This is a genomic window from Burkholderia sp. WTPI3, from assembly GCF_021483755.1.
Taxonomy (GTDB): Bacteria; Pseudomonadota; Gammaproteobacteria; order Burkholderiales; family Burkholderiaceae; genus Burkholderia.
Window position 1 is genome coordinate 107790 of record NZ_JAGIXF010000008.1, and the last position, 21565, is coordinate 129354.

20 protein-coding genes and 1 pseudogene are annotated in these 21565 nt (G+C 67.4%); 8 read left to right on the top strand and 13 right to left on the bottom strand.

From position 1 onward, the window contains the following. Positions 1–284 precede the first annotated feature (284 nt). The 5 genes from J7024_RS07000 to dapF all read right to left on the bottom strand — a co-directional run bounded on the left by J7024_RS07000 (position 285) and on the right by dapF (position 5405). Positions 285–1355 carry a CobW family GTP-binding protein gene (locus J7024_RS07000; RefSeq protein WP_124828172.1) on the bottom strand — a complete coding sequence of 357 codons (1071 nt, stop codon included), beginning with the start codon at positions 1353–1355 and terminating at the stop codon, positions 285–287. A gap of 198 nt (positions 1356–1553) precedes the next feature. Then, positions 1554–2768: a class I SAM-dependent rRNA methyltransferase gene (locus J7024_RS07005; protein WP_124828171.1), complete on the bottom strand. Its 1215-nt coding sequence runs from the start codon at positions 2766–2768 to the stop codon at positions 1554–1556. 74 nt (positions 2769–2842) lie between these two features. Further along, positions 2843–3763, bottom strand: coding sequence for a tyrosine recombinase XerC (gene xerC, locus J7024_RS07010; protein WP_124828170.1), 921 nt, complete (start codon positions 3761–3763; stop codon positions 2843–2845). A 13-nt stretch (positions 3764–3776) separates the two neighbouring features. After that, positions 3777–4499 carry a DUF484 family protein gene (locus tag J7024_RS07015; protein ID WP_175761504.1) on the bottom strand — a complete coding sequence of 241 codons (723 nt, stop codon included), beginning with the start codon at positions 4497–4499 and terminating at the stop codon, positions 3777–3779. A 36-nt stretch (positions 4500–4535) separates the two neighbouring features. After that, positions 4536–5405, bottom strand: a complete 870-nt coding sequence (dapF, locus tag J7024_RS07020; RefSeq protein ID WP_124828169.1) for a diaminopimelate epimerase — start codon at positions 5403–5405, stop codon at positions 4536–4538. A gap of 419 nt (positions 5406–5824) precedes the next feature. Here dapF and J7024_RS07025 point away from each other — a divergent pair. Together J7024_RS07025 and J7024_RS07030 are read left to right on the top strand one after the other, a co-directional pair. Continuing rightward, positions 5825–6102 (top strand): annotated as a pseudogene (locus tag J7024_RS07025) (type II toxin-antitoxin system RelE/ParE family toxin). A 14-nt stretch (positions 6103–6116) separates the two neighbouring features. Next, the gene (locus J7024_RS07030; RefSeq protein ID WP_124828167.1) at positions 6117–6419 is read left to right on the top strand and encodes a HigA family addiction module antitoxin; all 303 of its coding nucleotides are present in this window, start codon (positions 6117–6119) and stop codon (positions 6417–6419) included. A gap of 25 nt (positions 6420–6444) precedes the next feature. On the opposite strand, the gene lpxL is transcribed toward J7024_RS07030, so the two are convergent. Next, complete coding sequence (lpxL, locus tag J7024_RS07035; RefSeq protein ID WP_124828166.1) at positions 6445–7329, bottom strand: lauroyl acyltransferase LpxL; 885 nt, start codon at positions 7327–7329, stop codon at positions 6445–6447. A 265-nt stretch (positions 7330–7594) separates the two neighbouring features. Between lpxL and metK the strand changes: the two genes are divergently transcribed. Beyond that, on the top strand, positions 7595–8782 hold the full coding sequence (gene metK, locus J7024_RS07040; protein ID WP_040128500.1) for a methionine adenosyltransferase: 1188 nt from the start codon (positions 7595–7597) through the stop codon (positions 8780–8782). A gap of 104 nt (positions 8783–8886) precedes the next feature. On the opposite strand, the gene J7024_RS07045 is transcribed toward metK, so the two are convergent. Beyond that, the gene (locus J7024_RS07045) at positions 8887–9228 is read right to left on the bottom strand and encodes a hypothetical protein (protein ID WP_124828165.1); all 342 of its coding nucleotides are present in this window, start codon (positions 9226–9228) and stop codon (positions 8887–8889) included. Positions 9229–9579: 351 nt separating this feature from the next. On the opposite strand from J7024_RS07045, the gene J7024_RS07050 reads away from it, so the two are divergent. After that, positions 9580–10353: a phytanoyl-CoA dioxygenase family protein gene (locus J7024_RS07050; protein ID WP_124828164.1), complete on the top strand. Its 774-nt coding sequence runs from the start codon at positions 9580–9582 to the stop codon at positions 10351–10353. A gap of 153 nt (positions 10354–10506) precedes the next feature. Here the strand turns inward: J7024_RS07050 and J7024_RS07055 are convergent, their stop codons facing one another. After that, a complete protein-coding gene (locus J7024_RS07055) occupies positions 10507–10713 on the bottom strand; it encodes a DUF3185 family protein (RefSeq protein WP_124828163.1) in 207 nt (68 codons plus the stop codon). Between the two features lie 185 nt (positions 10714–10898). Here J7024_RS07055 and mgrA point away from each other — a divergent pair, with 185 nt between their 5' ends. After that, on the top strand, positions 10899–11942 hold the full coding sequence (mgrA, locus tag J7024_RS07060; RefSeq protein ID WP_124828162.1) for an L-glyceraldehyde 3-phosphate reductase: 1044 nt from the start codon (positions 10899–10901) through the stop codon (positions 11940–11942). 117 nt (positions 11943–12059) lie between these two features. Here the strand turns inward: mgrA and J7024_RS07065 are convergent, their stop codons facing one another. From J7024_RS07065 to J7024_RS07075, 3 genes are all read right to left on the bottom strand, one after another. Next, positions 12060–12245: a hypothetical protein gene (locus J7024_RS07065; protein WP_011353526.1), complete on the bottom strand. Its 186-nt coding sequence runs from the start codon at positions 12243–12245 to the stop codon at positions 12060–12062. Positions 12246–12602: 357 nt separating this feature from the next. Next, positions 12603–13484, bottom strand: a complete 882-nt coding sequence (locus J7024_RS07070) for a DMT family transporter (RefSeq protein ID WP_124828161.1) — start codon at positions 13482–13484, stop codon at positions 12603–12605. 375 nt (positions 13485–13859) lie between these two features. After that, positions 13860–15110, bottom strand: a complete 1251-nt coding sequence (locus J7024_RS07075) for an MFS transporter (protein ID WP_124828160.1) — start codon at positions 15108–15110, stop codon at positions 13860–13862. Between the two features lie 332 nt (positions 15111–15442). Between J7024_RS07075 and J7024_RS07080 the strand changes: the two genes are divergently transcribed. After that, a complete protein-coding gene (locus tag J7024_RS07080; RefSeq protein WP_011886311.1) occupies positions 15443–15655 on the top strand; it encodes a hypothetical protein in 213 nt (70 codons plus the stop codon). A gap of 58 nt (positions 15656–15713) precedes the next feature. After that, positions 15714–16736 carry a serine/threonine protein kinase gene (locus tag J7024_RS07085; protein ID WP_390679281.1) on the top strand — a complete coding sequence of 341 codons (1023 nt, stop codon included), beginning with the start codon at positions 15714–15716 and terminating at the stop codon, positions 16734–16736. Between the two features lie 72 nt (positions 16737–16808). Here J7024_RS07085 and J7024_RS07090 read toward each other — a convergent pair whose 3' ends face one another. Beyond that, the gene (locus J7024_RS07090) at positions 16809–18251 is read right to left on the bottom strand and encodes a coniferyl aldehyde dehydrogenase (RefSeq protein ID WP_124828157.1); all 1443 of its coding nucleotides are present in this window, start codon (positions 18249–18251) and stop codon (positions 16809–16811) included. Between the two features lie 719 nt (positions 18252–18970). Between J7024_RS07090 and J7024_RS07095 the strand changes: the two genes are divergently transcribed. Continuing rightward, positions 18971–20611, top strand: coding sequence for a GMC family oxidoreductase (locus J7024_RS07095; RefSeq protein ID WP_124828156.1), 1641 nt, complete (start codon positions 18971–18973; stop codon positions 20609–20611). Positions 20612–20644: 33 nt separating this feature from the next. Here J7024_RS07095 and J7024_RS07100 read toward each other — a convergent pair. After that, the coding region (locus J7024_RS07100; protein ID WP_234744937.1) for a flagellar hook-length control protein FliK at positions 20645–21565 on the bottom strand (921 nt) is incomplete at its 5' end.

The following is a 21565-nucleotide window of genomic DNA, read 5'->3' on the forward strand; positions in this document are numbered from 1 at the left end:
GGTAATGGATGGGCGATCCGGCGCGGTTGCGATGCCCGGGTAATGGTTCTGCAAGAACCGGGCCTGTTATTGCCGTACTCCAGCGGGCACGTATTGTAACTGAATCGCAAGCGGGCGCCGTATCGGGTCGATCCCCGTCGGCTGCGCCAATATCTAGAAAATATAACGCGCAAATCGCGAAAAAGCGATGACGGCGAAACCCTTCCCGGAAAAGGCACCGCGCGACGGCCCCGGCAACTCGCCGAGGCGGCCGCGCGGGCGGCTCGCGGGGCTTGCCCGGATGCTCAGGCGAGGCAGGCGTCGAGGCCGTCGGTGATCAGGTCCTGCGGCAGGTCGACGCCGATGAACACCATCTTGTTGGTCTTCTTCTCGACCGGCAGCCACTTGGCGGCGAGATCGCTGCCCATCATCTGGTGCACGCCCTGGAACACGACCTTGCGATCGACCCCCTTCATGTACAGCACGCCCTTGTAGCGCAACATCCGTTCCCCGTAGATCTGCAGGATGCCGCCGAGGAAGTCTTCCAGCTTGTTCGGGTCGAACGGGCGGTCGTTGCGGTACACGAACGACTTGATCTTGTCGTCGTGGTGCGCGTGATGGTGGTGGTGACCGTGGTCGTGATCGTGCGCGCATTGACCGTGATCGTGGTCGCAATGCGCGTGATCGTGATCATGGTCGTGGTGATGGTGCGCGTGGTCGTCCTCGGCGAGGAAGTCCGGGTCGATCTCGAGCTTCGCGTTCAGGTTGAAGCCGCGCAGGTCGAAGATTTCCTTGATGTCCGCTTCGCCGAAATTCACGACCTTGATCGCCGCCTTCGGGTTCATGTGCATCAGGCGGTGCTTGAGCGCCGCGACGGTCTGGTCGTCGACGAGGTCCGACTTCGTGATGAACAGGCGATCGGCGAAGCCGACCTGGCGCTGCACCACTTCGTGTTCGTCGAGCTGCGCGTTCGCGTGCTTCGCATCGACCAGCGTGATGACGGCGTCGAGCAGGAAGTCGTCGGCGATTTCGCTGTCGATGAAGAAGGTCTGCGCGACGGGGCCCGGGTTCGCGAGGCCGGTCGTTTCGATCACGATGCGGTCGAAATCGAGCTTGCCTTCGCGCTTCTTCGCGGCCAGATCGCCGAGCGCGCGGGCGAGGTCGCCGCGGATCGTGCAGCAGATGCAGCCGTTGCTCATCTGGATGATCTGCTCGTTCGAGTCCTGCACGAGGATCTCGTTGTCGATGTTCTCTTCGCCGAACTCGTTCTCGATCACGGCGATCTTCATGCCGTGCTGTTCGTTCAGGATGCGCTTGAGCAGCGTCGTCTTGCCGCTGCCGAGGAAGCCGGTGAGGATGGTGACGGGAGTGGCCATGTCGGTCGCCTGTGGTTCGTGAATCGGGGTCAAAACCAGGATGTGTGCGTCGCGCCGTCGACTCGCGAGCCGGGGCGCACAACCATCCATTGAAACATACCTGTCAAGCCCGCGCCCGTCGTCCGGACGACAGGGGCGAGCGCGCATCCGCCAGCGGGAACGGCCGCCGGACGCGAGTGTGCGCGTAGATCGGGGCGATCAGACGATTTGCAACAGCAGGCCCTTCAGATACTCGCCTTCCGGAAATGCGGCGAGCAACGGGTGATCGACGCCCGCGCCGAGCCGCTTCAGGATGCGCGCATCGACCTTCGCGTCGGCGGCCGCGCCCGCGACGATCTTCTGGAACAGATCCATGTCGATCGCGCCCGAGCACGAATACGTGAACAGCAGGCCGCCCGGACGCAGCAGCTTGAAGCCGCTCAGGTTGATGTCCTTGTAGGCGCGTGCCGCGCGGTCGACGCTGTCGCGAGTCGGCGCGAACTTAGGCGGATCGAGCACGATCAGGTCGAAACGCTCGCCCTCGTCGACGAGGCGGCGCAGCGTCTTGAACGCGTCCGCGTCGAGCCAGGTCGCGCGTTCGGCGTCGAAACCGTTCGCCACGACGTTCTGCCGCGCGAGCGCGAGCGCGTCGCCCGACGAGTCGATCGACACGACGCGCGTCGCGCCGCCCTTGAGCGCCGCAAGCGAGAAGCCGCCCGTGTAGCAGAAGCAGTTCAGCACGTCGCGGCCGGCCGCGTACTGTGCGACGAGCGCGCGGTTGTCGCGCTGGTCGACGTAGAAGCCCGTCTTGTGGCCGTTGGGCACGTCGACGTGATACCGCACACCGTTTTCGTTCGAGATCAGCGTCGCGGGCGGCGCGTCGCCCGCGAGCACGCCGGTCGTCTGCTCGAGCCCTTCCTTGTCGCGGATCGATACGTCCGAGCGTTCGTACACGTTCGGGCAACCGGTCGCGCTGCCGAGCGCGGCGACGATCGCGTCCTTCCATGCTTCGACGCCGGCGGCCATGAACTGGCACACGAGCTGGCCGCGCGGCGCGGCGCCCGGCTCGGCCGTGTCCGCAATGTAGTAGTCGACGATCAGCCCCGGCAGCCCGTCGGCCTCGCCGAACACGAGCCGCACGGCGCCCGTGCCCGACACCATCGTCGTGCGGTGCGCGACCGCGCGCTGCACGCGGCGCTTGAAGAATGCGTGGTCGATCGGCTCGTTCTCGTCGAAGCTCCATACGCGCACGCGGATCTGCGACTGCGGGCTGTACGCGCCGCGCGCGAGGAAGCGGCCGTCGTGCGCGCGCACGATCACGGTCGCGCCGGGCGCGGGCTTGCCGTCGACGCGATCAATCGCATTGGCGTAGATCCACGGATGCCGGCGCAGCAGCGATTTTTCCTTGGACGGTTTGAGTGTGACGGTTTGCATGATCGGATCGAAATGGGCCGCGGGCGAAGCCGGCCGGTGCCGGTCGCCGTACGCGGCGGGTAAGACGGGACGCGTCAGTCGCGCTTCTTCGCGCGCGGATGCGCGCTGTCGTAAATCTTCGCGAGATGCTGGAAGTCGAGCGACGTATAGACCTGTGTCGCGGCGACGCTCGCATGACCCAGCAGTTCCTGCACCGCGCGCAGGTCGCCGCTCGATTGCAGCACGTGCGTCGCGAACGAGTGGCGCAGCACGTGCGGGTGGACGTTGGCGGGGATGCCTGCGGTGAGCGCCGCGCGCTTCACGCGCTCGCGCACGACGCCCGGCGCCATCCGGTTGCCGCGCACGGACACGAACAGCGGATGCGGGTCGTGCTTCACGAATTCGCCGCGCACCGCGAGCCACGCCTTCAGCGCGTCGATCGCCTTGCGGCCGACCGGTACCTTGCGTTCCTTGTTGCCCTTGCCGCGCACGGTGACTTCGGCTTCGGCCAGATCGAGCCAGCCGGTCGACCGGTAGCCGTCGGCCTGCGTGTACATCACGTCGAGCCCGACGAGTTCGGCGAGGCGCAGCCCGGACGAATAGAACAGTTCGAGGATCGCGTGATCGCGGATGCCTTCGGTGGTGTTGGCGAGCGGCGCGTCCATCAATGCCGATGCGTCGTCGACCGACAGCGCTTTCGGCAAGGTTTTCGGGCGTTTCGGCGCGCGTACCGCGGCGACCGGGTTCGCCGCCATCTCGATGCGCTGCGCGAGCCAGCGGTAGAACGCGCGCCACGCGGACAGCCGATGCGAGATCGATCGCGCGGACAGTCCGCCCGCGTGTGCGCGGGCGACCGCGCCGCGCATGTCGGCGGCCGTCAGCGCTTCGAGCGGCCGGCCGGCCGCGAGCTTCTTCAGTTCGTCGAGTTCGTGCGTATACGCGCGCAGCGTATGTTCCGACAACTGCCTGACGTACTTCAGGTTCGACAGGTAGGCGGCGATCGGATCGTCGGTCATCGCGGGTGCGGCGTCAGTGCGGCAGCAGGCGCGTGAGCGCGGCGCTCGCGAGCGTCGCTATCTGCGCGAGGAAATCGGTGGCCATCCCGTCGTGGAACCGGCGCGGATCGGGCGAGCCGAGCACGAGCAGGCCGAAGGCGGACGCGTCTGCACCGGCGAGCGGCGCGCGCAGCGCGAGCAGCGCGACCGACGTGGCCGCGCCGTCGCCCGCCGGCGCGGCTTCGCCGCCTTCCGCCGCGTTCGCTGCCGGAACCACCGCGGGCGCGAGCCACTGGGCCGCTTCGAAGCCGGTGTTCGCGCCGCAGTACGGCGTCGACAGGCCGTTCGTGAACAGACGCACTTCCTCGCCGACCTGGCGCGCAAAATCGGCCTGCGCGTAAGTGTCGGCGACGTCCCACACGCGCAGCGCCGTTTGCGGCACGTCGAACACGTCGGATATGCCGTCGGCGATCGTGCGCGGCAGCGCGTACGGGTCGCGCTCGGCGATCACGCGGGCGGTCCAGCGGCTGAACTTCGCGGACAGGCTGTCGTTCTCGTGCCCGTAGCGCACCAGCTCCGCGAGCCGGCGCTCGAGGTGCTTGTTCTTGTCGCGCAGCATTTCCATCTGCCGCTCCTGCAGCGAGATCGCGGCCTTGCCGTGCGGGTTCGCAAGACGGATCGTCGCGAGCAGTTCCGCGTGTTGCGCGAAGAATTCGGGATTGGCGAGCAGGTAGTCGGCGACTTCGCGATCGTTCATGTGACGGGAGCGTTCAGTTATCAGGACGTTGAAGGGTCAGACGTTCAGGTCGATCTCGCCTTCGAACACGGTCGCGGCGGGCCCGGCCATCATCAGCGCGGCGGCTTCGTCGCGCGCGCCGTCCCAGCCGATCGTCAGCGTGCCGCCGTGCGTGTGCACGGTCACCGGCGAATCGAGCAGGCCGCGCCGGATGCCGGCCGCCACCGCCGCGCACGCGCCGGTGCCGCACGCGAGCGTTTCGCCCGCGCCGCGTTCATATACGCGCAGCTTCACTTCGTTGCGCGACACGATCTGCATGAAGCCGGCGTTCACGCGCTCCGGAAAGCGTGCATGGCGCTCGATCAGCGGGCCTTCTTCGAGCACCGGATACGCTTCGGCGTCGTCGACGACCTGCACTGCGTGCGGGTTGCCCATCGTCACCGTCGAGATCCAGCGCGTGTGGCCGCCGACGTCGAGCGGCCACAGCGTGTCGCGGCCTTCCGTGCGGCCGTCGAGCCCCGACGCGTCGAACGGCACCTGCGCCGGCGCAAACACGGGCGCGCCCATGTCGACGACAACTTCGCCGTTGTCCTGCATCGTCAGCGTGATCAGGCCCTTCATCACTTGCACGCGCACGGTGCGCTTGTCGGTCAGGCCGCGGTCGCTGACGAATTTCACGAAGCAGCGTGCGCCGTTGCCGCAGTGTTCGACCTCGCCGCCGTCGCAATTGAATATCCGGTACTTGAAGTCCACGCCGTCGATGGTCGGTTTTTCGACGAGCAGCAACTGATCGGCGCCGATGCCGAAGTGTCGGCTGGCGAGCGCGCGCACTTGCGCTTCGGTGAGCGGCGGCAACGCGCGCGAATAGCCGTCGAGCACGACGAAGTCGTTGCCCGCGCCGTGCATCTTGGTGAACGAGAGTTTCACAGGGTCCGGGATTCCATGGCGAACAAGGCGGTCGGCGCGACGACGGCGACGTGCCGCCATTGCGGGCGGCTTCGTTCGTCGTGCCGATCTCAACCGCAAATGATACATGCAGCTGACAGGGGCGTCCTGCGCGGGCGGGGCGGCGGGTGTCGTTCGGGCGGCGGAGCCGGAAGGTGTCGGTCGATCGGCCGACTGGTTGCGCGGGCGACGAATGGGCAGATTGAGGTGTGTGGTGCGGCGGGCGTTGCCAGGGCGAGTGAATCCGGCTGCACGCGCCCGGGCTTTGCCTGCGCACGGGACGAACCGGGTGCGTGTTTTCGTACCGGTCAAATTGACGACTCAATCAGGCGATTCGTAGAGTCTGGCTCTACGCCATGTGGGCCATGCCGTCGATATCGCACGCGAGTAACGGGAGGCCCATGATCAAGTCATGGCAGCACATGAGGCTGGAGGCGGTTTTCATGAACGGGAACAAGGCGGGCATCCGGCCGGATCATGTCCCGAGGTTGCGGCGCCAGCTTGCCCGTCTCGACATCGCGAGTCAGCCGCTCGACATGAACGTCCCGGGCTGGCACCTTCACCGCCTCGCCGGTGGGCTGGAGGGTCACTACTCGGTGAGCGTGAGCGTCAACTGGCGCCTGACGTTCAGGTTCGATGGCCCGATGTCGTCCTGGTCAACTATCAAGACCATCACTGAGGTCATTCAACGCCATGACTCGCATCTTCAATCCGCCCCATCCGGGCGAAACGCTGCGTGACGACATTTTGCCGGCGCTCCGCCTGACCGTTACCGAAGCCGCCGCGCAGCTCGGCGTCACGCGGGCGGCGCTGTCGCGCATCCTGCACGGCCATGCCGGCATCTCGCCTGACATGGCGCTGCGTCTCGAGGCGTGGCTGGGCGAGGAAAACGGCGGGCGGGCGGATCGGTGGCTCGCGCAGCAGTCAGCCTACGATCTGTGGCAGGCACGCGCGAAAGGCGTGCCGAAGGTGGCGAGGGCGCAGGCGCGCGTTTGACGGCGCGCCCGCGGCCCCGATTGACTCAATAAAGGCTCGGCTCGCCGGGCGGCCGGGTCTTGAAGCGCTTGTGGACCCAGTAATACTGCTCGGGCATCAGCGGAATCTGTTCCTCGAGGAATTCGTTCATCCTCCGCGCGTCGAGATCGTCGTCGCCGGTCGGGTAGTGATCCCAAGGCTTGAATACCTTCAGCCGGTAGCCCTTGTAGTTCGGCAGCACCTCGCCGATGAACGGCACGACCTGCGCACGGCCCGTCTTCGCGAGCCGGCCGACGGCCGTCAGCGTGCAGGCGGGCACGCCGAAGAAGGGTACGAACGTCGAATTGCGCAGCCCGTAATCCATGTCGGCGCCGAGCATCACCGGCTTGCGATCGCGCAGCCAGCGCAGCACGACGCGCGCGCTGTCCGCGCGGCCGACCATCTCGGCGTCGAAGCGCCCGCGTGCCTTTTTCGCCTCCTCCTCGAGGATCGCGTTCGAGAACGGCTGGTACAGCGACCCGCAACGGCGGTGCAGCGACCGGTTCAGCCAGATCGAGCCGGCTTCGATGCCGACGAAGTGCAGGCCGAGGAACAGCGTCGGGGGCAGATCGGGATCGGTGAGGTCGACCGCGCTGTCGACCTCGATCAGTTTCGCGAGCTTGCGCTCGGAGCCGAACCACTGGACGCTGCGCTCGACGTAGCTGCGGATCGCGTGGCGGAAATGCAGGCCTGCCACTTCCTCGCGCCGTTCGTCGCTCCAGTCGGGGAAGCAGAGTTTCAGATTGATATGTACGATGCGCTTTCGCCGGCTGGGAATCTGGTACAGCAGCCAGCCGAGGCCGTCGCCGAACCGTGCGGTCAAGCCGTAGGGCAGCAGGGCGAGCAGCTTCAGCAAGCCGATGGCGAGGTGCGTGCCGAGGCGGCCTAGCATGCGGAATCTCCGTGGGGCCGGCTGGCCGGCACGTTGCGAACAGGGGGGTAGAACAGCGGACGATGCAGCACGGGCGGCGCTCTGTGACAATTCACGAAAGCCGCTATAATACGGGCTTCGCCGAGTTAACTGACAACTTGCGGGGCGAAGCCGGCTGGCGCGAAGCGCGCTGCCCGGTCCTGGTAATCCGCTAAAGCGTCGCCGCTTCAGGCCCAACGAAGCTGGCTACGTGAAACCAACCGTATCCACACAGGAGCCTGAAAAAGTGGCAAACGATTATCTCTTCACGTCCGAATCCGTCTCCGAAGGCCATCCGGACAAAGTCGCGGACCAAATCTCGGACGCGATTCTCGACGCCATCCTCGAGCAAGACAAATATTCCCGCGTTGCGGCGGAAACGCTGTGCAACACGGGTCTCGTCGTGCTGGCCGGTGAAATCACCACGACGGCAAACATCGATTACATCCAGATCGCGCGCGACACCATCAAGCGCATCGGCTACGACAACACCGACTACGGCATCGACTACAAGGGTTGCGCCGTGCTCGTCGCGTACGACAAGCAGTCGCCGGACATCGCGCAAGGCGTCGACCGCGCGCATGACGACAACCTCGATCAAGGCGCTGGCGACCAGGGCCTGATGTTCGGTTACGCATGCGACGAAACGCCGGAACTGATGCCGCTGCCGATCTACCTGTCGCACCGTCTCGTCGAGCGCCAGGCCAGCCTGCGCCGCGACGGCCGCCTGCAATGGCTGCGCCCGGACGCGAAGTCGCAGGTGACGGTTCGCTACGTCGACGGCCGCCCGGATTCGATCGACACCGTCGTGCTGTCCACGCAGCACGCACCGGACATCGAGCTGCCGGCGCTGCGCGAAGCCGTGATCGAGGAAATCATCAAGCCGACGCTGCCGGCGGACCTGATCAAGGGCGACATCAAGTTCCTCGTGAACCCGACCGGCCGGTTCGTGATCGGCGGCCCGCAGGGCGACTGCGGCCTGACCGGCCGCAAGATCATCGTCGATACGTACGGCGGTGCCGCACCGCACGGCGGCGGCGCGTTCTCGGGCAAGGATCCGTCGAAGGTCGACCGTTCGGCAGCGTATGCAGGCCGCTACGTCGCGAAGAACATCGTTGCTGCCGGCCTCGCGTCGCGCGCGCTGATCCAGGTGTCGTACGCGATCGGCGTCGCCGAGCCGACCTCGGTGATGGTCAACACGTTCGGCACGGGCCGCGTGTCGGATGCCGTGATCACGAAGCTCGTGCGCGAGCACTTCGACCTGCGTCCGAAGGGCATCATCAAGATGCTCGACCTGCTGCGCCCGATCTACGAGAAGACGGCAGCTTACGGCCACTTCGGCCGCGAAGAGCCGGAATTCTCGTGGGAAGCCACCGACAAGGCACTCGCACTGGCCGAAGCGGCCGGCGTGGAGCCGACGGCACGCGTCGCGTAAGCGTCGTTCGCCTGAAACAAAAAACCCCGGCATGCCGGGGTTTTTTCATGCGTGTCGAGCGCCGCAACGCGGCGATCGTCGCGGGCGCTGCCCGCGACGCGGCTTCAGCGTGCGCCGAACCCGAACCACCCGGTGCTCGCCGCGAGGCGGCGCGGGCGGTTGACGCGGCGCTGCGGGCCGAGCGTGCGGCGCAGCGCGAGCGCGCGCAGCGATGACGGCTTCTGCAGCAGCGAGCGCAGGCCGGCACGGCGGGCGAACGCCTGCGTGCTCACCATCGAGAAAAACGCATGGAACCACGCGCGGATGCCGTCCAGCCGGCTGTGCGCGTGCGTGCGCTCGGCGAGCGCCTGCTTGCGTGTGCCGTGGTGGCGCAGCGAACGGGCAGGAGCGGACGGCACGACGCGCTTCGCGGCGCGGCTGAGACGGGAAGTCAGACGGAATGGCATGTGAACGATGCTTCGCTTGTATGGATGGCGCCCTTAAGAGCGCACTGGTATGAACGGCCTCGGATGGCGCAACGCATCTTACCGAAAGTCGTTGCGCGCCGCGCCCGCCAGAATTGACAGGCCGCGACAGGCTACAGGGGTTTCATGACGGGCAAAAGTCGCGATAAACCCTTGTGCCGCAAGCGCGTGCCGCATACCGCCTGTCGTTGAGGCTCGCACCGCGCCGCACAGTTCCCTTGAGCCAGATCAAATTGCCGATTGGCATGCCCCTGCGCACGACAATGGCGCTGTTCGAGGCATCCGGCGCCGATTTACAATCGTCACATTCACACAATAAACGTCTGGCATCCCATGTCGTCACCACTGCAGTCGGAATCGATCCGCGCGCAAGTCGCGGAATTGCGCGAACGCGGCTTCGTCGTTGCGCGCGGCCTCGTCGGGGAAGCGCAGTGCGCGGCGCTCAAGCGCATCGCGGAGCGCCAGTTGCAGGAAGCGGCGGAGCCGATCGAATTCGAGGCGGATCTGCGCTATCCGGGCGCGCCCGAGTCGAAGCATGCGCCGGGCGGGCATACGGTGCGGCGGCTGCTCGACGCGTACACGCGCGATCCGGCGTTCGCCGAGCGCGCGATCGCGCCCGAAATCGGCGCGTGGATGCGCGAGTACTTCGGCGAGCAGCCGGTTCTGTCGTGCGCGCATCACAACTGCATGATGACGAAGCACCCGGCGTACGGCAGCCTCACCGGCTGGCATCGCGATTTCCGTTACTGGTCGTTCGAACGCGCGGACATGGTGTCGGTGTGGCTCGCACTCGGGCCGGAAACGAACGAAAACGGCGCGCTGTGGCTGGTGCCGGGCTCGCATACGGCCGAATTCGGGCCGGAAGCGTTCGACAATGCGAAGTTCTTCCGCAGCGACCTGCCGGAAAACCGGAAGATGATCGACGCGGCAACCTGCCCGCCGCTCCAGACGGGCGACGTCGTGTTCTTCCACTGCAACACGCTGCATTCGGCGGGGCAGAACCGTTCGGACCAGGTGAAGTTCTCGCTCGTGTACACGTATCACGGCGTGAGCAACCGGCCGCTGCCGGGCACGCGTTCGGCGGCGAAGCCGGAAGTGCAGTTCTAGCAGCGGTTTCGGCCGCGCGGTCGCGCGATGGGGCGCCGCGGCGGCTCGGCGGATGAAGAAACGGGCGGCCAGGCCGCCCGTTGCATTTTGCGCGGCCGGATCGCGTGACGCGGGCCGTTGCGTGACGCAGACCGCTGCGCAGTGGCGCAGCGCTCAGCGCTTGTTGGCCGGCATCGCGAGCCCGATCAGGCCGATCAGCATGGCGACGGCGCCGCCGACGATCAGCAGGATCGTCTTCGTGGCGGGCGAGCCGGTGAAGAAGCGCGACACGTTGTCGTTGATCGAGTGAAACGACTGGCCGCCGAAATACAGCAGCAAGACGCCGCCGACGAGCAGCGCAACCGAGATGACCCGGGACATACCAACCTCGCTGTAACCGTGATTCGAGACGCCGCAGTGTAGGCGACGAGCGCGGCCGCGTCCATCGCCGTGCGCGCTCGCGCCGCGTTCGCTACCATAGCCGTCGTACGTTTTCCTCGCCGCCGGCGCGCGATGTTCGCGTGCGGCGCGCGTCCCTTCCCCCGACGTCCTGACGGAACAGACTCATGGCCTACGAAGCAGCTTCCGAGCGTTATGCCGACATGCAGTACCGCACCTGCGGCAAGTCCGGGCTCAAACTGCCCGCCCTGTCGCTGGGCCTGTGGCACAACTTCGGCGACTCGACGCCGATCGCGACGCAGCGCGACATCCTGCGCACCGCGTTCGACCTCGGTATCAACCACTTCGATCTCGCGAACAACTACGGGCCGCCGTATGGCAGCGCCGAAACCAACTTCGGCCGGCTGCTGAAGGAGGATTTCCGGCCGTACCGCGACGAGCTGCTGATTTCGACGAAGGCCGGCTGGGATATGTGGCCGGGCCCGTACGGCAGCGGCGGCGGGTCGCGCAAGTACGTGCTCGCGAGCCTCGACCAGAGCCTGCAGCGCATGGGCCTCGACTACGTCGACATCTTCTATTCGCATCGCTTCGACGCGCACACGCCGCTCGAGGAAACGGCCGGCGCGCTCGCATCGGCCGTGCAGCAGGGCAAGGCGCTATACATCGGCATCTCGTCGTATTCGGCCGCGAAGACGCGCGAGATGGCTGCGCTGCTCGCGCAATACAAGGTGCCGCTGCTGATTCACCAGCCTTCGTACAACATGCTGAACCGCTGGATCGAAGAGGATCTGCTCGATACGCTCGACGACGTCGGCACGGGCAGCATCGCGTTCACGCCGCTCGCGCAGGGGCTGCTCACGTCGAAATACCTGAACGGCGTGCCGGCTGACGCACGCGTGAACAAGCCGGGCGGCGGCTCGCTGAAGCAGGATCACCTGAGTGCGGACAACCTCGAGCATGTACGCAAGCTCAACGGTATCGCGGAGCGGCGCGGGCAGAGTCTCGCGCAGATGGCGCTCGCATGGGTGCTGCGCAATGGTCGCGTGACGTCCGCGCTGATCGGCGCGAGCCGGGCTGAGCAGGTGCGTGAAAACGTCGGTGCGCTGAAGAACCTCGCGTTCACGGCCGACGAACTCGCGGAAATCGATCGCTACGCGACCGAAGGTGGCATCAATCTGTGGGAAAAACCGTCCACCGATCAGGCGATCTGACCGGTGATCGATGCAGTCGATACGGGGTGCGAACCATCGCGCGCCGTATCGCCGCGGATGCACGCAGTCCGTCACGTCGCTGCGGTGCAGCGGCGTGAACTGCACGCGGCTGCACCGCTAGATCAGCGCAGGCAGGCCTTCGACGAGCAACACCGCGACGCCGACGCCGAGAATGACGCCCAGCACGCGCAGCAGGTTATGACGGAATTCGGTTGCGCAGGGCACCGCGCCGAGGAACAGCGCGCCGGCCAGCGCCATCGGAATCAACAGGATGAAGTCGCCGATCGTGAAATAGGTCGTCATGCGTGTCTCCAGTGTCAGCCGGAGTTGGCGCTTCAGCGCTTACTTCGGCCCCACCCCGGTGGGGCGTCGGCCGGTGTGGGTGCTTCAGCGCCGCTTCCAGCTCCCTGCCGGGTATTTCTAATGTCGAGCCGCCTCGATTGCGAGCAAGGCGGGCAATTCGAGTATAGGCAACCCGGCGCCGTTTTTCGCTCTCCAGACCGTTAAAAGTCAGCGGAAAACCCCGGGGATCTCGCATATTTCCCGCGAATCGGACGAATGCCTTGCGCATGTCTTTCACATTCATTTCATTTGGCGCGCATATGTCGTACACCTCCGACGCGAGCCGCCGCACCCGCGGGCGCGGCGGCTCGTGCACGCTTACGCGCGATCGGGACGTGCGCGAACGGCCGGCGTGCGGAATACGAGCGCGAGCCCCGCGACGATCGCGCCCATGCCGGCGAGCGCGAGCGGTTCAGGACGATTGCCGAGCCAGGCCGCGTCCATCAGCGTGGTGACGATGGGCACGAGATAGAACAGGCTCGTCACGTTGACGAGATCGCCGCGCTGCATCAACCGGTAGAACAGCAACTGCGCGATCACCGAGATCACGATGCCGAGCCAGAGCAGCGGCACGACGAACGCCCAGCTCGCATCGAGCGAGATTGGCCGAAACGGCAGGATCACCGCGCATAGCGCGAGGCCGATCGCGTTCTGCAGCGGCAGCACGTCGGCGGGAGCGGTGCGCACGCGCTTTTGCTGCAGCGAGCCGACGGTCAGCGCGACGAGTGCGGCGAGTGCGCAGGCGACGCCCGCGATCGACAGCCCGGCGCCGTCGACGCCGCGGCACACGACGAGCACGAGGCCCGCCAGCGAGAGGCCGAGCCCCGCGACGCGCATCGGCTGCCAGCGCCGCTCGACGATCGCGAGCGTGAGGATCGGCTGCACACCGAGGATCGTCGCGAGTACGCCCGGTGCGATTCCGCGCTCGAGCGCGAGCAAGTAGAAGATCGAATAGCCGCCCATCATCAGCAAGCCGGTCAGCGCGGCCACGCGCCGCTCGCCGCGCGGCGGCAGCCAGCGTCCGCGCATGCAAGCCAACCCGAGCAGCACGAGCGACGCGAGCGCGAAGCGTGCGGTGAGAAAGACGAACGCGGATGCGTGACGCAGCCCGAGTTCAGCGAAGATCGCGCCGCTGCTCCACAGCAGCACGAAGAGCGACGTCGCGCCATGCGCGGCGAGCGCGCGTTTGAACGAAACCATGTGAATCCACCTGTCGAACGGATCGAAACGTTCCACGTCGCGCGCAGCAATGCACCGTGCGTCGACGCGCACGAACGGCCGCAAACGGGCGAATGGAAAGCGGAAAACGAAAGCCGGCTGATCAGCCGACGCGTGCCGCCGGCGGGGGCGGCGCGGCGCCGGCGAGCGGCGGTGCGACAGGAGGTGGGGGGGCCGACGGATGCGCGCACGCCTGCGGCCGCGTATCGAACTGCGGCCGGGATTTTGCGAGAGCGGACGTGAGCGGATGCATCGTGTGTCGAAATGCGCTTGAACGCGAATGAGCTTCGAAGGTACCGCAAGGTAGCTATCCGGCGCAACTGCCGGCGATGCGTCGACGCGCGTGCATGAACGACGTCACGCTGCGCCGCTGCGTTCGCGCGTGCGCAGCCACGCGGCAGCCGCCAGCCCGACCGCGAGCAGCATGGCGACGAGTGCCGCGACGCCGGGCCAGCCGTACGCGCTCCAGAAGCGTCCGCCGAGCGAGCCGACGATGCTCGAACCGAGATAGTAGGACAGCAGATACAGCGCGGCGGCCTGCCCCTTGCCCTGCGTCGCGAGGCGTCCGACCCAGCCGCTCGCGGTCGAATGCCCGGCGAAGAAGCCGAACGTCACGCACGCGATGCCGAACGCGATCGCGGCGACGGGCTGCAGCAGCGTCAGCGCGACACCGGCCAGCATGATGACGACGCTCGCGATCAGCACGCGACCGCGGCCGATCGAATCGGCCATCCGCCCCGACCACGGCGATGCGACGACGCCGACCAGATAGACGATGAAGATCGCGCCGATCGTTGCCTGATTCATCGAATACGGCGGCGCGAGGAGCCGATAGCCGACGTAGTTGTACAGCGTCACGAAGCCGCCCATCAGGATGAAGGCCGTTGCAAACAGCACGGGCAATTCGCGGCGGCCGGCGAGATGCCGGACGAGCGCCGCGCGATGCTGCGCGAAGCCGAGTCCGCGACGCGGCGTGAAATGGCGCGATGGCGGCAGCAACGCGCGAAATGCGAGCGTCGCGGCGAGGCCGAGCACGCCGATCGCACCGATCGCGATGCGCCACGTGAACAGGTCGGCGAGCACGCCCGCGATCACGCGCCCGGCCATCCCGCCGATCGCGTTGCCGCCGACGTAGAGTCCCATGGCGAGGCCGAGCCCGTCGGGGTGCACTTCCTCGGCGAGATACGCCATGCCGACGGCGGGTACGCCGCCGAGCGCGAGCCCGGTGAGCGCGCGCAGCACCAGCATCTGGTGCCAGTGCGGCGCGAACGCGGCGACGAGCGTGAGGAGCGACGACAGCATCAGCGATGCGGTCATCAGCCGGTGGCGGCTCAGCCCTTCGGACACGAAGCCCGCGACGAACACGGCCACGGCGAGCGCGCCCGTCGCGAACGACAGCGCGAGACTGCTTTGCGCGGGACTCACGCCGAACGCGCTCGAGAATTCCGGCAGCAGCGGCTGCACGTAGTAGAGCAGCGAGAAGGTCGCGTAGCCGGCGAACAGCAGCGCGACGCTCGCGCGCCAATAGTTGCGCGAACCACGTTCGAGATAGGGCGGGGATGCATCGCGGCGCGAGGCCGCGGGCGTGGCTCCGTTGGATGCGGTCACGCGAAATCTCCTGACGGCCGGGCAAAGGGCAGACGATACGCCCGTTGCGCAATGCGCGTGCGCGCCGCGCGGCGGCTGGCCCGATTCGGCGGACAGTCACATTCGACAGGGTATGATGGGGGTGTCCGCCCGTGCAAGCGCACGCGCGGCGCAGTGGTTGATTGGAGACATTCGACGAATTCGCGGCACTTCACCCGCTTCTTCTTCTTTTCGCGCTTCGATAAACCGTGAACAATGGGATACGCGCAACACCCCGGCGAGGGCGGCGCGGATCGTGCATTTGCCGGCTCGCCAGCGGGCCGGGTTTCAAGTTTCAAGAGTGGGGAACCATCATGCATGTCGGGTCGATTGTCTGTACTACCCATATCGCAGTGCCGAAGGGCGCGCGCGGCATCGTTCAGCGCGTTCTGGGCGACATGGCCATGGTGACCTGGTACGCGGGCGTGCCGGGCGAGTCGAAAGAACTCAACACCGAGCCGTTCTTTCTCGAGGACCTGATCGACACCGGCGAATCCGTGCTGCCGGCCGGCGCCGCGATCCACTGAGCGTGCATGCCGCACCGGAAGCTCGTCTTTCGGCGCGGCTGACGGCACAATGCGGGGCATGAAAGACGTCACTTCCGCCCCCGCTGCTCCCGCCGGCCCGCCGTTCGCCGGCCTCACGCCCGAGTGCGTGCTCGATGCGCTCGACAGCGTGTTGATGCCGTCCGGGCTGCGTACCGACGGGCGCCTGCTCGCCCTCAACAGCTACGAAAACCGCGTCTACCAGGTGGGCATCGAAGACGGCCCGCCGGTCGTCGCGAAGTTCTACCGGCCCGAGCGCTGGTCGGACGAAGCGATCCTGGAAGAGCACGCGTTCGTCGCCGAGCTCGCCGCACGCGAAATTCCGGCCGTGCCGGCGCGCACGTTCGACGGCCGCACGCTGCACGCGTTCGACGGCTTCCGCTTCTCGATCTTCGAGCGGCGCGGCGGGCGGGCGCCCGATCTCGACCGCAGCGATACGCTCGAATGGCTCGGCCGCTTCATCGGCCGCATCCATGCGGTCGGTGCGACGCAGCCGTATGTCGCGCGCCCCGTGCTCGACATCCGCACGTTCGGCTACGAGCCGCGCGACTATCTGCTCGCGCACGATTTCATTCCCGACGACGTACGGCCCGCGTACGAGACGGCCGTTACGCTCGCGCTCGAAGGCGTCGAAGCGGCGTTCGAGCGTGCGGGCGAAATCCGCCTGCTGCGCACGCACGGTGATTGCCATCCGAGCAATGTGTTGTGGACCGACGCGGGCCCGCATTTCGTCGACTTCGACGATAGCCGGATGGCGCCTGCCGTTCAGGATCTGTGGCTGCTGCTGCCGGGCGATCGCGAAGGCGCGTCGCGTGCGCTCGCCGACCTTCTCGCCGGGTACGAGGATTTCTGCGAATTCGAGCCGCGCGAACTGCATCTGGTCGAAGCATTGCGCACGCTGCGGCTGATTCACTACGCGGCGTGGCTTGCGCGCCGCTGGGACGACCCGGCCTTTCCGGCTGCCTTTCCCTGGTTCAACACGCATCGCTACTGGGAGGCACGCGTACTCGAACTGCGCGAGCAGATCGGCGCGATGCAGGAAGGGCCGCTCTGGCCCGTGTGACGGCGCGCGCGGCAGCTTCGCCGCGCGGCATTTTCAGGTGAACCGCCGCGCGTGGCGCGCGGCCCGCGCCACCTAGAACTTCAGCATCATCTTGATCACCGCGGCGAAGCGCTTGCCATAAGGCGGCGCGATCAGCCCGCGCATGTTCATGCGCGGCTGCGTGAGCACCGGCTTCATCTTCGAGAATGTCACGAAGCCGTCGTAGCCGTGATATGCCCCCATTCCGCTTGCGCCGACACCGCCGAACGGCAGGCTGCCGCACGCGATGTGCATCAGCGTTTCATTGACCGTCACGCCGCCCGAGATCGTTTCGCGCATCACGCGGTCGATCGTGCCGCCGTCTTCGTCGAACAGATACAGTGCGAGCGGCCGCGGGCGTGCATTCACGTATGCGATCGCCTCGTCGAGGCGCTCGTATGGCACGAGCGGCAACAGCGGCCCGAAGATTTCTTCCTGCATCAGCTGCGACGCGGCCGGCACGTGCGTGAGCGCACACGGCACGAAGCGGCGCGACGCGGGATCTGACTGCGTGTCGGTCAGCGGATGCAGTTGCGCGCCGGCCGCCTGTGCGTCGGTCGCGAGCTGCTGAAGCCGCGCGTAATGGCGTGGCGACACGATCGTCGTGTAATCGCCGTTGGCCGACAGGTCCGGATACAGCTTCGCGAAGCGCGCCCGCGCGCGCTCGATGAACGCGCCTTCCATGCCGCGCGGCAGCAGCACGTAGTCGGGCGCGATGCAGGTCTGGCCCGCGTTCAGCGTCTTGCCGCCGATGATCGCGTCGACGGCCGCGTCGAAGCGCGCGTTCGGGCCGACGATGGCCGGCGACTTGCCGCCGAGTTCGAGCGTCACGGGCGTCAGGTTGTCGGCCGCTGCGCGCATCACGTGACGGCCGACGTTCGTCGAGCCGGTGAACAGCAGGTGATCGAACGGCAGCGCGCTGAACGCGGCGCCAATCTCCGCATCGCCGTTCACGACCGCGACGTGATCGCGCGAGAAGGTCTTCGAGATCAACTGCTCGAACAGCGCGGACGTGCGCGGCGTCAGCTCGGACATCTTGACGATTGCGCGGTTGCCGGCGGCCAGCGCGCAGATCAGCGGGCCTGCTGCCAGCAACACCGGGTAGTTCCACGGCACGACGATGCCGACCACGCCGAGCGGCTGCGGCAGTACCTTCGCGCGCGCCGGTCGCAGCCACTTGTTCATCGGCTTGCGGATCGGCTTCATCCAGCGCTTGCCGTGCTTGAGCGCGTCGTCGATCTCTTCCTTCGCCATCCAGATTTCCGACAGCAGCACTTCCTGCTTCGCGCGATGACCGAAGTCGGCGCTGATCGCGTCGGCGAGCGCATCCGCATGATCGATCAGCATCGTGCGCAGCGCGCGCAGATGCTGCGCGCGGGTGCCCCATTCCGGATACGGTGCGCGCAGGTAGGCCGCGCGCTGATCGCGCAGCAGCGACGTCAGCGCGTCTAGCGACGGTAGCGCTTGCGGGGCCAGTTCGGGCAGGTCGTTTTTCATGTCGTCTCCTCCAGTGGGGCGTGGCGCGTCGGCCAGCAGTCAGGCCGCACGTGCCCGCTCGGCGAGCGTGGCGGGGCGGATCGGGATGGCGCGCGTCGCGCGGCGCGGGGCCGGATGCGATACGCGGTGTGAAACCGGTTGCCGTGTGCGGCATGCGTCGCATCCGCGCGACGGTGTCTGTATTCGGAAACGGGGTTGCGGAGCACTCATGCGAGGCGCGATGCGCTGCCCGGCGTGCGTGCGATGCCGCGATGCGCACGCACGCCGATGCACCCGAGCGGGGCGGCGCGATGCACGCGGCCGTGCAGAATCCGGCACATGGCGCCGCGCGTGCGACAAGCCGTCCAAACGGTCGGCGACACTGCGCGCCGTTCGATTTCGATCGGTCGCGCGTGCGTTGCCGGACATCACCGCATGGCCCGCCGTTTGAAATGAAATGCGGGCTGCGCGCAGTGCGTCCGGGCGACCCGGTCGGCACACGGCCTGCAGAACCTCGCGCTGCATCGTCGTCTCCCCAGTTTCGCGACGGCGCGGCTTCTCGCGGCCGGTGCATCGCGTCGAATGAATCGATACATCTTAAATTTAGTTCACGCGGGCGTTTAGAGGAATCGCTCTTGAATCCGCGTGCCGCGCGCGCAACGGCCATTCCTACAATGCCCGAACATTACAAGCGGAGCCGGCCGCGCCGGGTGCCGTTCATGACACGAAGGAGACGTGACATGCAATACGACTACATCATCGTTGGCGCAGGGTCGGGCGGGTCGAGCCTCGCCAGCCGCCTCGCCGATGCGTGCCCCGACGCGACGATCGCGCTGATCGAGGCCGGCTCGCATACGGAGCGCAATCTGCTCGTGAACATGCCGGTGGGTATCGCGGCGCTCGTGCCGTTCAAGCTCGGCACGAACTACGGCTACGAGACGGTGCCGCAGCCGGGGCTCGGCGGCCGGCGCGGCTACCAGCCACGCGGGCGCGGGATGGGCGGCTCGAGCGCGATCAACGCGATGATCTACACGCGCGGCCACCCGGGCGACTACGACGAGTGGGCACAACTCGGCGCGACGGGCTGGGGCTGGCAGGACGTGTTGCCGTATTTCCGCCGCGCGGAAGGCAACCAGCGCGGCGCCGATGCATGGCACGGCGCGGACGGCCCGTTGACCGTCTCCGATCTGCGCTTTCGTAATCCGTTCTCCGAACGATTCATCCAGGCCGCGCACGCGGCCGGCTATCCGCTGAACAACGACTTCAACGGCGCGACGCAGGAGGGCGTCGGCTTCTATCAGGTCACGCATCGCGACGGTTCGCGCTGCAGCGTCGCGCGGGCGTACATCTACGGCCGCAACCGGCCGAACCTGAACGTGATCACCGATGCGACGGTGCTGCGCGTGGGCTTCGACGGCAAGCGCGCGGTGGGCGTCGTGGTGTCGCGCAACGGCAGCGTCGAGACGCTCGGTGCACGCGCGGAAGTGATCCTGTCGGCCGGCGCGTTCAATTCGCCGCAATTGCTGATGTGCTCGGGGATCGGTCCGGCCGAACAGCTGCGTCGGCACGGGATCGCGGTGGTGCAGGATGCGTCGGACGTCGGCACGAACCTGATCGACCATATCGACTTCATCATCAACACGCGCGTGAATTCGTCGCAGCTCGTCGGCATTTGCCTGCGCGGGATCGCGAAGATGACGCCGGCGCTCGCACGCTACTTCTCGAGCCGCTCGGGGATGATGACGAGCAACGTCGCGGAAGCGGGCGGCTTCATCAAGAGCGACCCGTCGATCGATCGTCCGGACCTGCAACTGCATTTCTGCACGGCGCTGGTCGACGACCACAACCGCAAGATGCACTGGGGTTTCGGCTATTCGCTGCACGTGTGCGCGCTGCGTCCGTACAGCCGCGGCACGGTCGCGCTCGCGAGCGGCGATGCGCGCGATGCGCCGTTGATCGATCCGCGCTTTTTCAGCGATTCACGCGACCTGGACCTGCTCGTGCGTGGCGCGCAGGCGATGCGCCGGATCCTGTCGCAGGCGCCGCTCGCGTCGCAGGGCGGGCGCGAGCTGTACACGCGGGCGGACCAGAGCGAAGCCGAGCTGCGTGCGACGATCGTCGCGCATGCCGACACGATCTATCACCCCGTCGGCACCTGCCGGATGGGCTCGGATGCGCGGGCGGTGGTGGATCCCCAATTGCGCGTGCGCGGCGTCGAAGGGTTGCGCGTGGTGGATGCGTCGGTGATGCCGACGCTGATCGGCGGGAACACGAATGCGCCGTCGGTGATGATCGGCGAACGCGCGGCGGACTTCATCGTCGCGGCGCGCAAGGGCGGCGTGCCGCGCGGCGAGGCGGCTGCGGCGGTGCACGGCCGCTGAGCGGCACGCACCGGCACGCGGCGCGCGCGATGTTCAGGCAAACGTATCGACGAGGCCCACGCGGCTCACGGCTGCGGTGGCCGCTGCGGCTGGCACGGCGTCGGCCGGTGCATCGACGCCTGACGATCCGGCGCGTGCACGCTGCGACGACTGGCCGCCGGAGAAGCTCTGTTGCGCGTTCTGCTGTTGCGATGCGAAACCGCCGTCGCTGACGCTCGCGCTGCCGAGGCCCAGTCCGCCCGTTTCCATCGCTTCGCGCAGCTTCGGCAGCGCGGCTTCCACCGCATCACGCACCTGCGCATGCTGCGACACGAACAGCGCGTGCGCGTGATTGTCGGCGACGCGCAGCACGACCTGCAGCGGGCCGAGGTCCGGCGGATTCAGCGTCAACTCGGCGCTCTGCTGGTGCGCATTCGACAGGAACACGACCTTCTGGCTCAACGCGTCGGTCCAGTCGGCAGTGCCGACCTGCGGCGACAGCACGTGGGGGCTGGCTGCGGCGATCGCGCCCGCGGCCGGCGATGCCGGCAGGTTGGACTGCGCCCCGGCGGCAGCCGTTGCGGCGGCCGCGGCCATCGCGTCGGCGCTCGGGCTTGCGGTGTCGCCAGCCTGCGCCAGCGCATGCGCAGCCGGCTCGGCGCTCGCGGCGGCCTGCAGCGCCTGCGCGTTGGCCTGCGTGGGTGTCTGCTGCGCGGGGAATGCGCCTTTTGCGTCGGCAAGCGTGCGGTCGAACGCCGACGCTTTCGATGCGAGCGGTGCGGCGGCGGCCGATCCGGACGTCGCCGATGCCGTGCTCGCCCCGATCGCGCCCGCGCCGCCGGTCAGCTTCGCCAGCGCAGCCTGCAGCGCGTCGCGGCCCGATGCCGGCACGGCCGTCGCATCCTGGCTTGCATGCCCTGCAGCGTCCGGCTGAGCGGATGCCGCCGCGGCCGTCGCTGCATCGGCACTGGCCGG

Bases quoted from the DNA above. Each gene is read 5' to 3' on its own strand.
- J7024_RS07015 (WP_175761504.1), bottom strand. From the start codon at position 4,499: ATGAACGATCGCGAAGTCGCCGACTACCTGCTCGCCAATCCCGAATTC.
- J7024_RS07070 (WP_124828161.1), bottom strand. From the start codon at position 13,484: ATGGTTTCGTTCAAACGCGCGCTCGCCGCGCATGGCGCGACGTCGCTC.
- mgrA (WP_124828162.1), top strand. From the start codon at position 10,899: ATGGCCTACGAAGCAGCTTCCGAGCGTTATGCCGACATGCAGTACCGC.
- J7024_RS07085 (WP_390679281.1), top strand. From the start codon at position 15,714: ATGAAAGACGTCACTTCCGCCCCCGCTGCTCCCGCCGGCCCGCCGTTC.
- J7024_RS07000 (WP_124828172.1), bottom strand. From the start codon at position 1,355: ATGGCCACTCCCGTCACCATCCTCACCGGCTTCCTCGGCAGCGGCAAG.
- xerC (WP_124828170.1), bottom strand. From the start codon at position 3,763: ATGACCGACGATCCGATCGCCGCCTACCTGTCGAACCTGAAGTACGTC.
- J7024_RS07045 (WP_124828165.1), bottom strand. From the start codon at position 9,228: ATGCCATTCCGTCTGACTTCCCGTCTCAGCCGCGCCGCGAAGCGCGTC.
- J7024_RS07080 (WP_011886311.1), top strand. From the start codon at position 15,443: ATGCATGTCGGGTCGATTGTCTGTACTACCCATATCGCAGTGCCGAAG.
- J7024_RS07090 (WP_124828157.1), bottom strand. From the start codon at position 18,251: ATGAAAAACGACCTGCCCGAACTGGCCCCGCAAGCGCTACCGTCGCTA.
- J7024_RS07095 (WP_124828156.1), top strand. From the start codon at position 18,971: ATGCAATACGACTACATCATCGTTGGCGCAGGGTCGGGCGGGTCGAGC.
- J7024_RS07030 (WP_124828167.1), top strand. From the start codon at position 6,117: ATGACTCGCATCTTCAATCCGCCCCATCCGGGCGAAACGCTGCGTGAC.
- J7024_RS07005 (WP_124828171.1), bottom strand. From the start codon at position 2,768: ATGCAAACCGTCACACTCAAACCGTCCAAGGAAAAATCGCTGCTGCGC.
- lpxL (WP_124828166.1), bottom strand. From the start codon at position 7,329: ATGCTAGGCCGCCTCGGCACGCACCTCGCCATCGGCTTGCTGAAGCTG.
- J7024_RS07065 (WP_011353526.1), bottom strand. From the start codon at position 12,245: ATGACGACCTATTTCACGATCGGCGACTTCATCCTGTTGATTCCGATG.
- J7024_RS07055 (WP_124828163.1), bottom strand. From the start codon at position 10,713: ATGTCCCGGGTCATCTCGGTTGCGCTGCTCGTCGGCGGCGTCTTGCTG.
- J7024_RS07050 (WP_124828164.1), top strand. From the start codon at position 9,580: ATGTCGTCACCACTGCAGTCGGAATCGATCCGCGCGCAAGTCGCGGAA.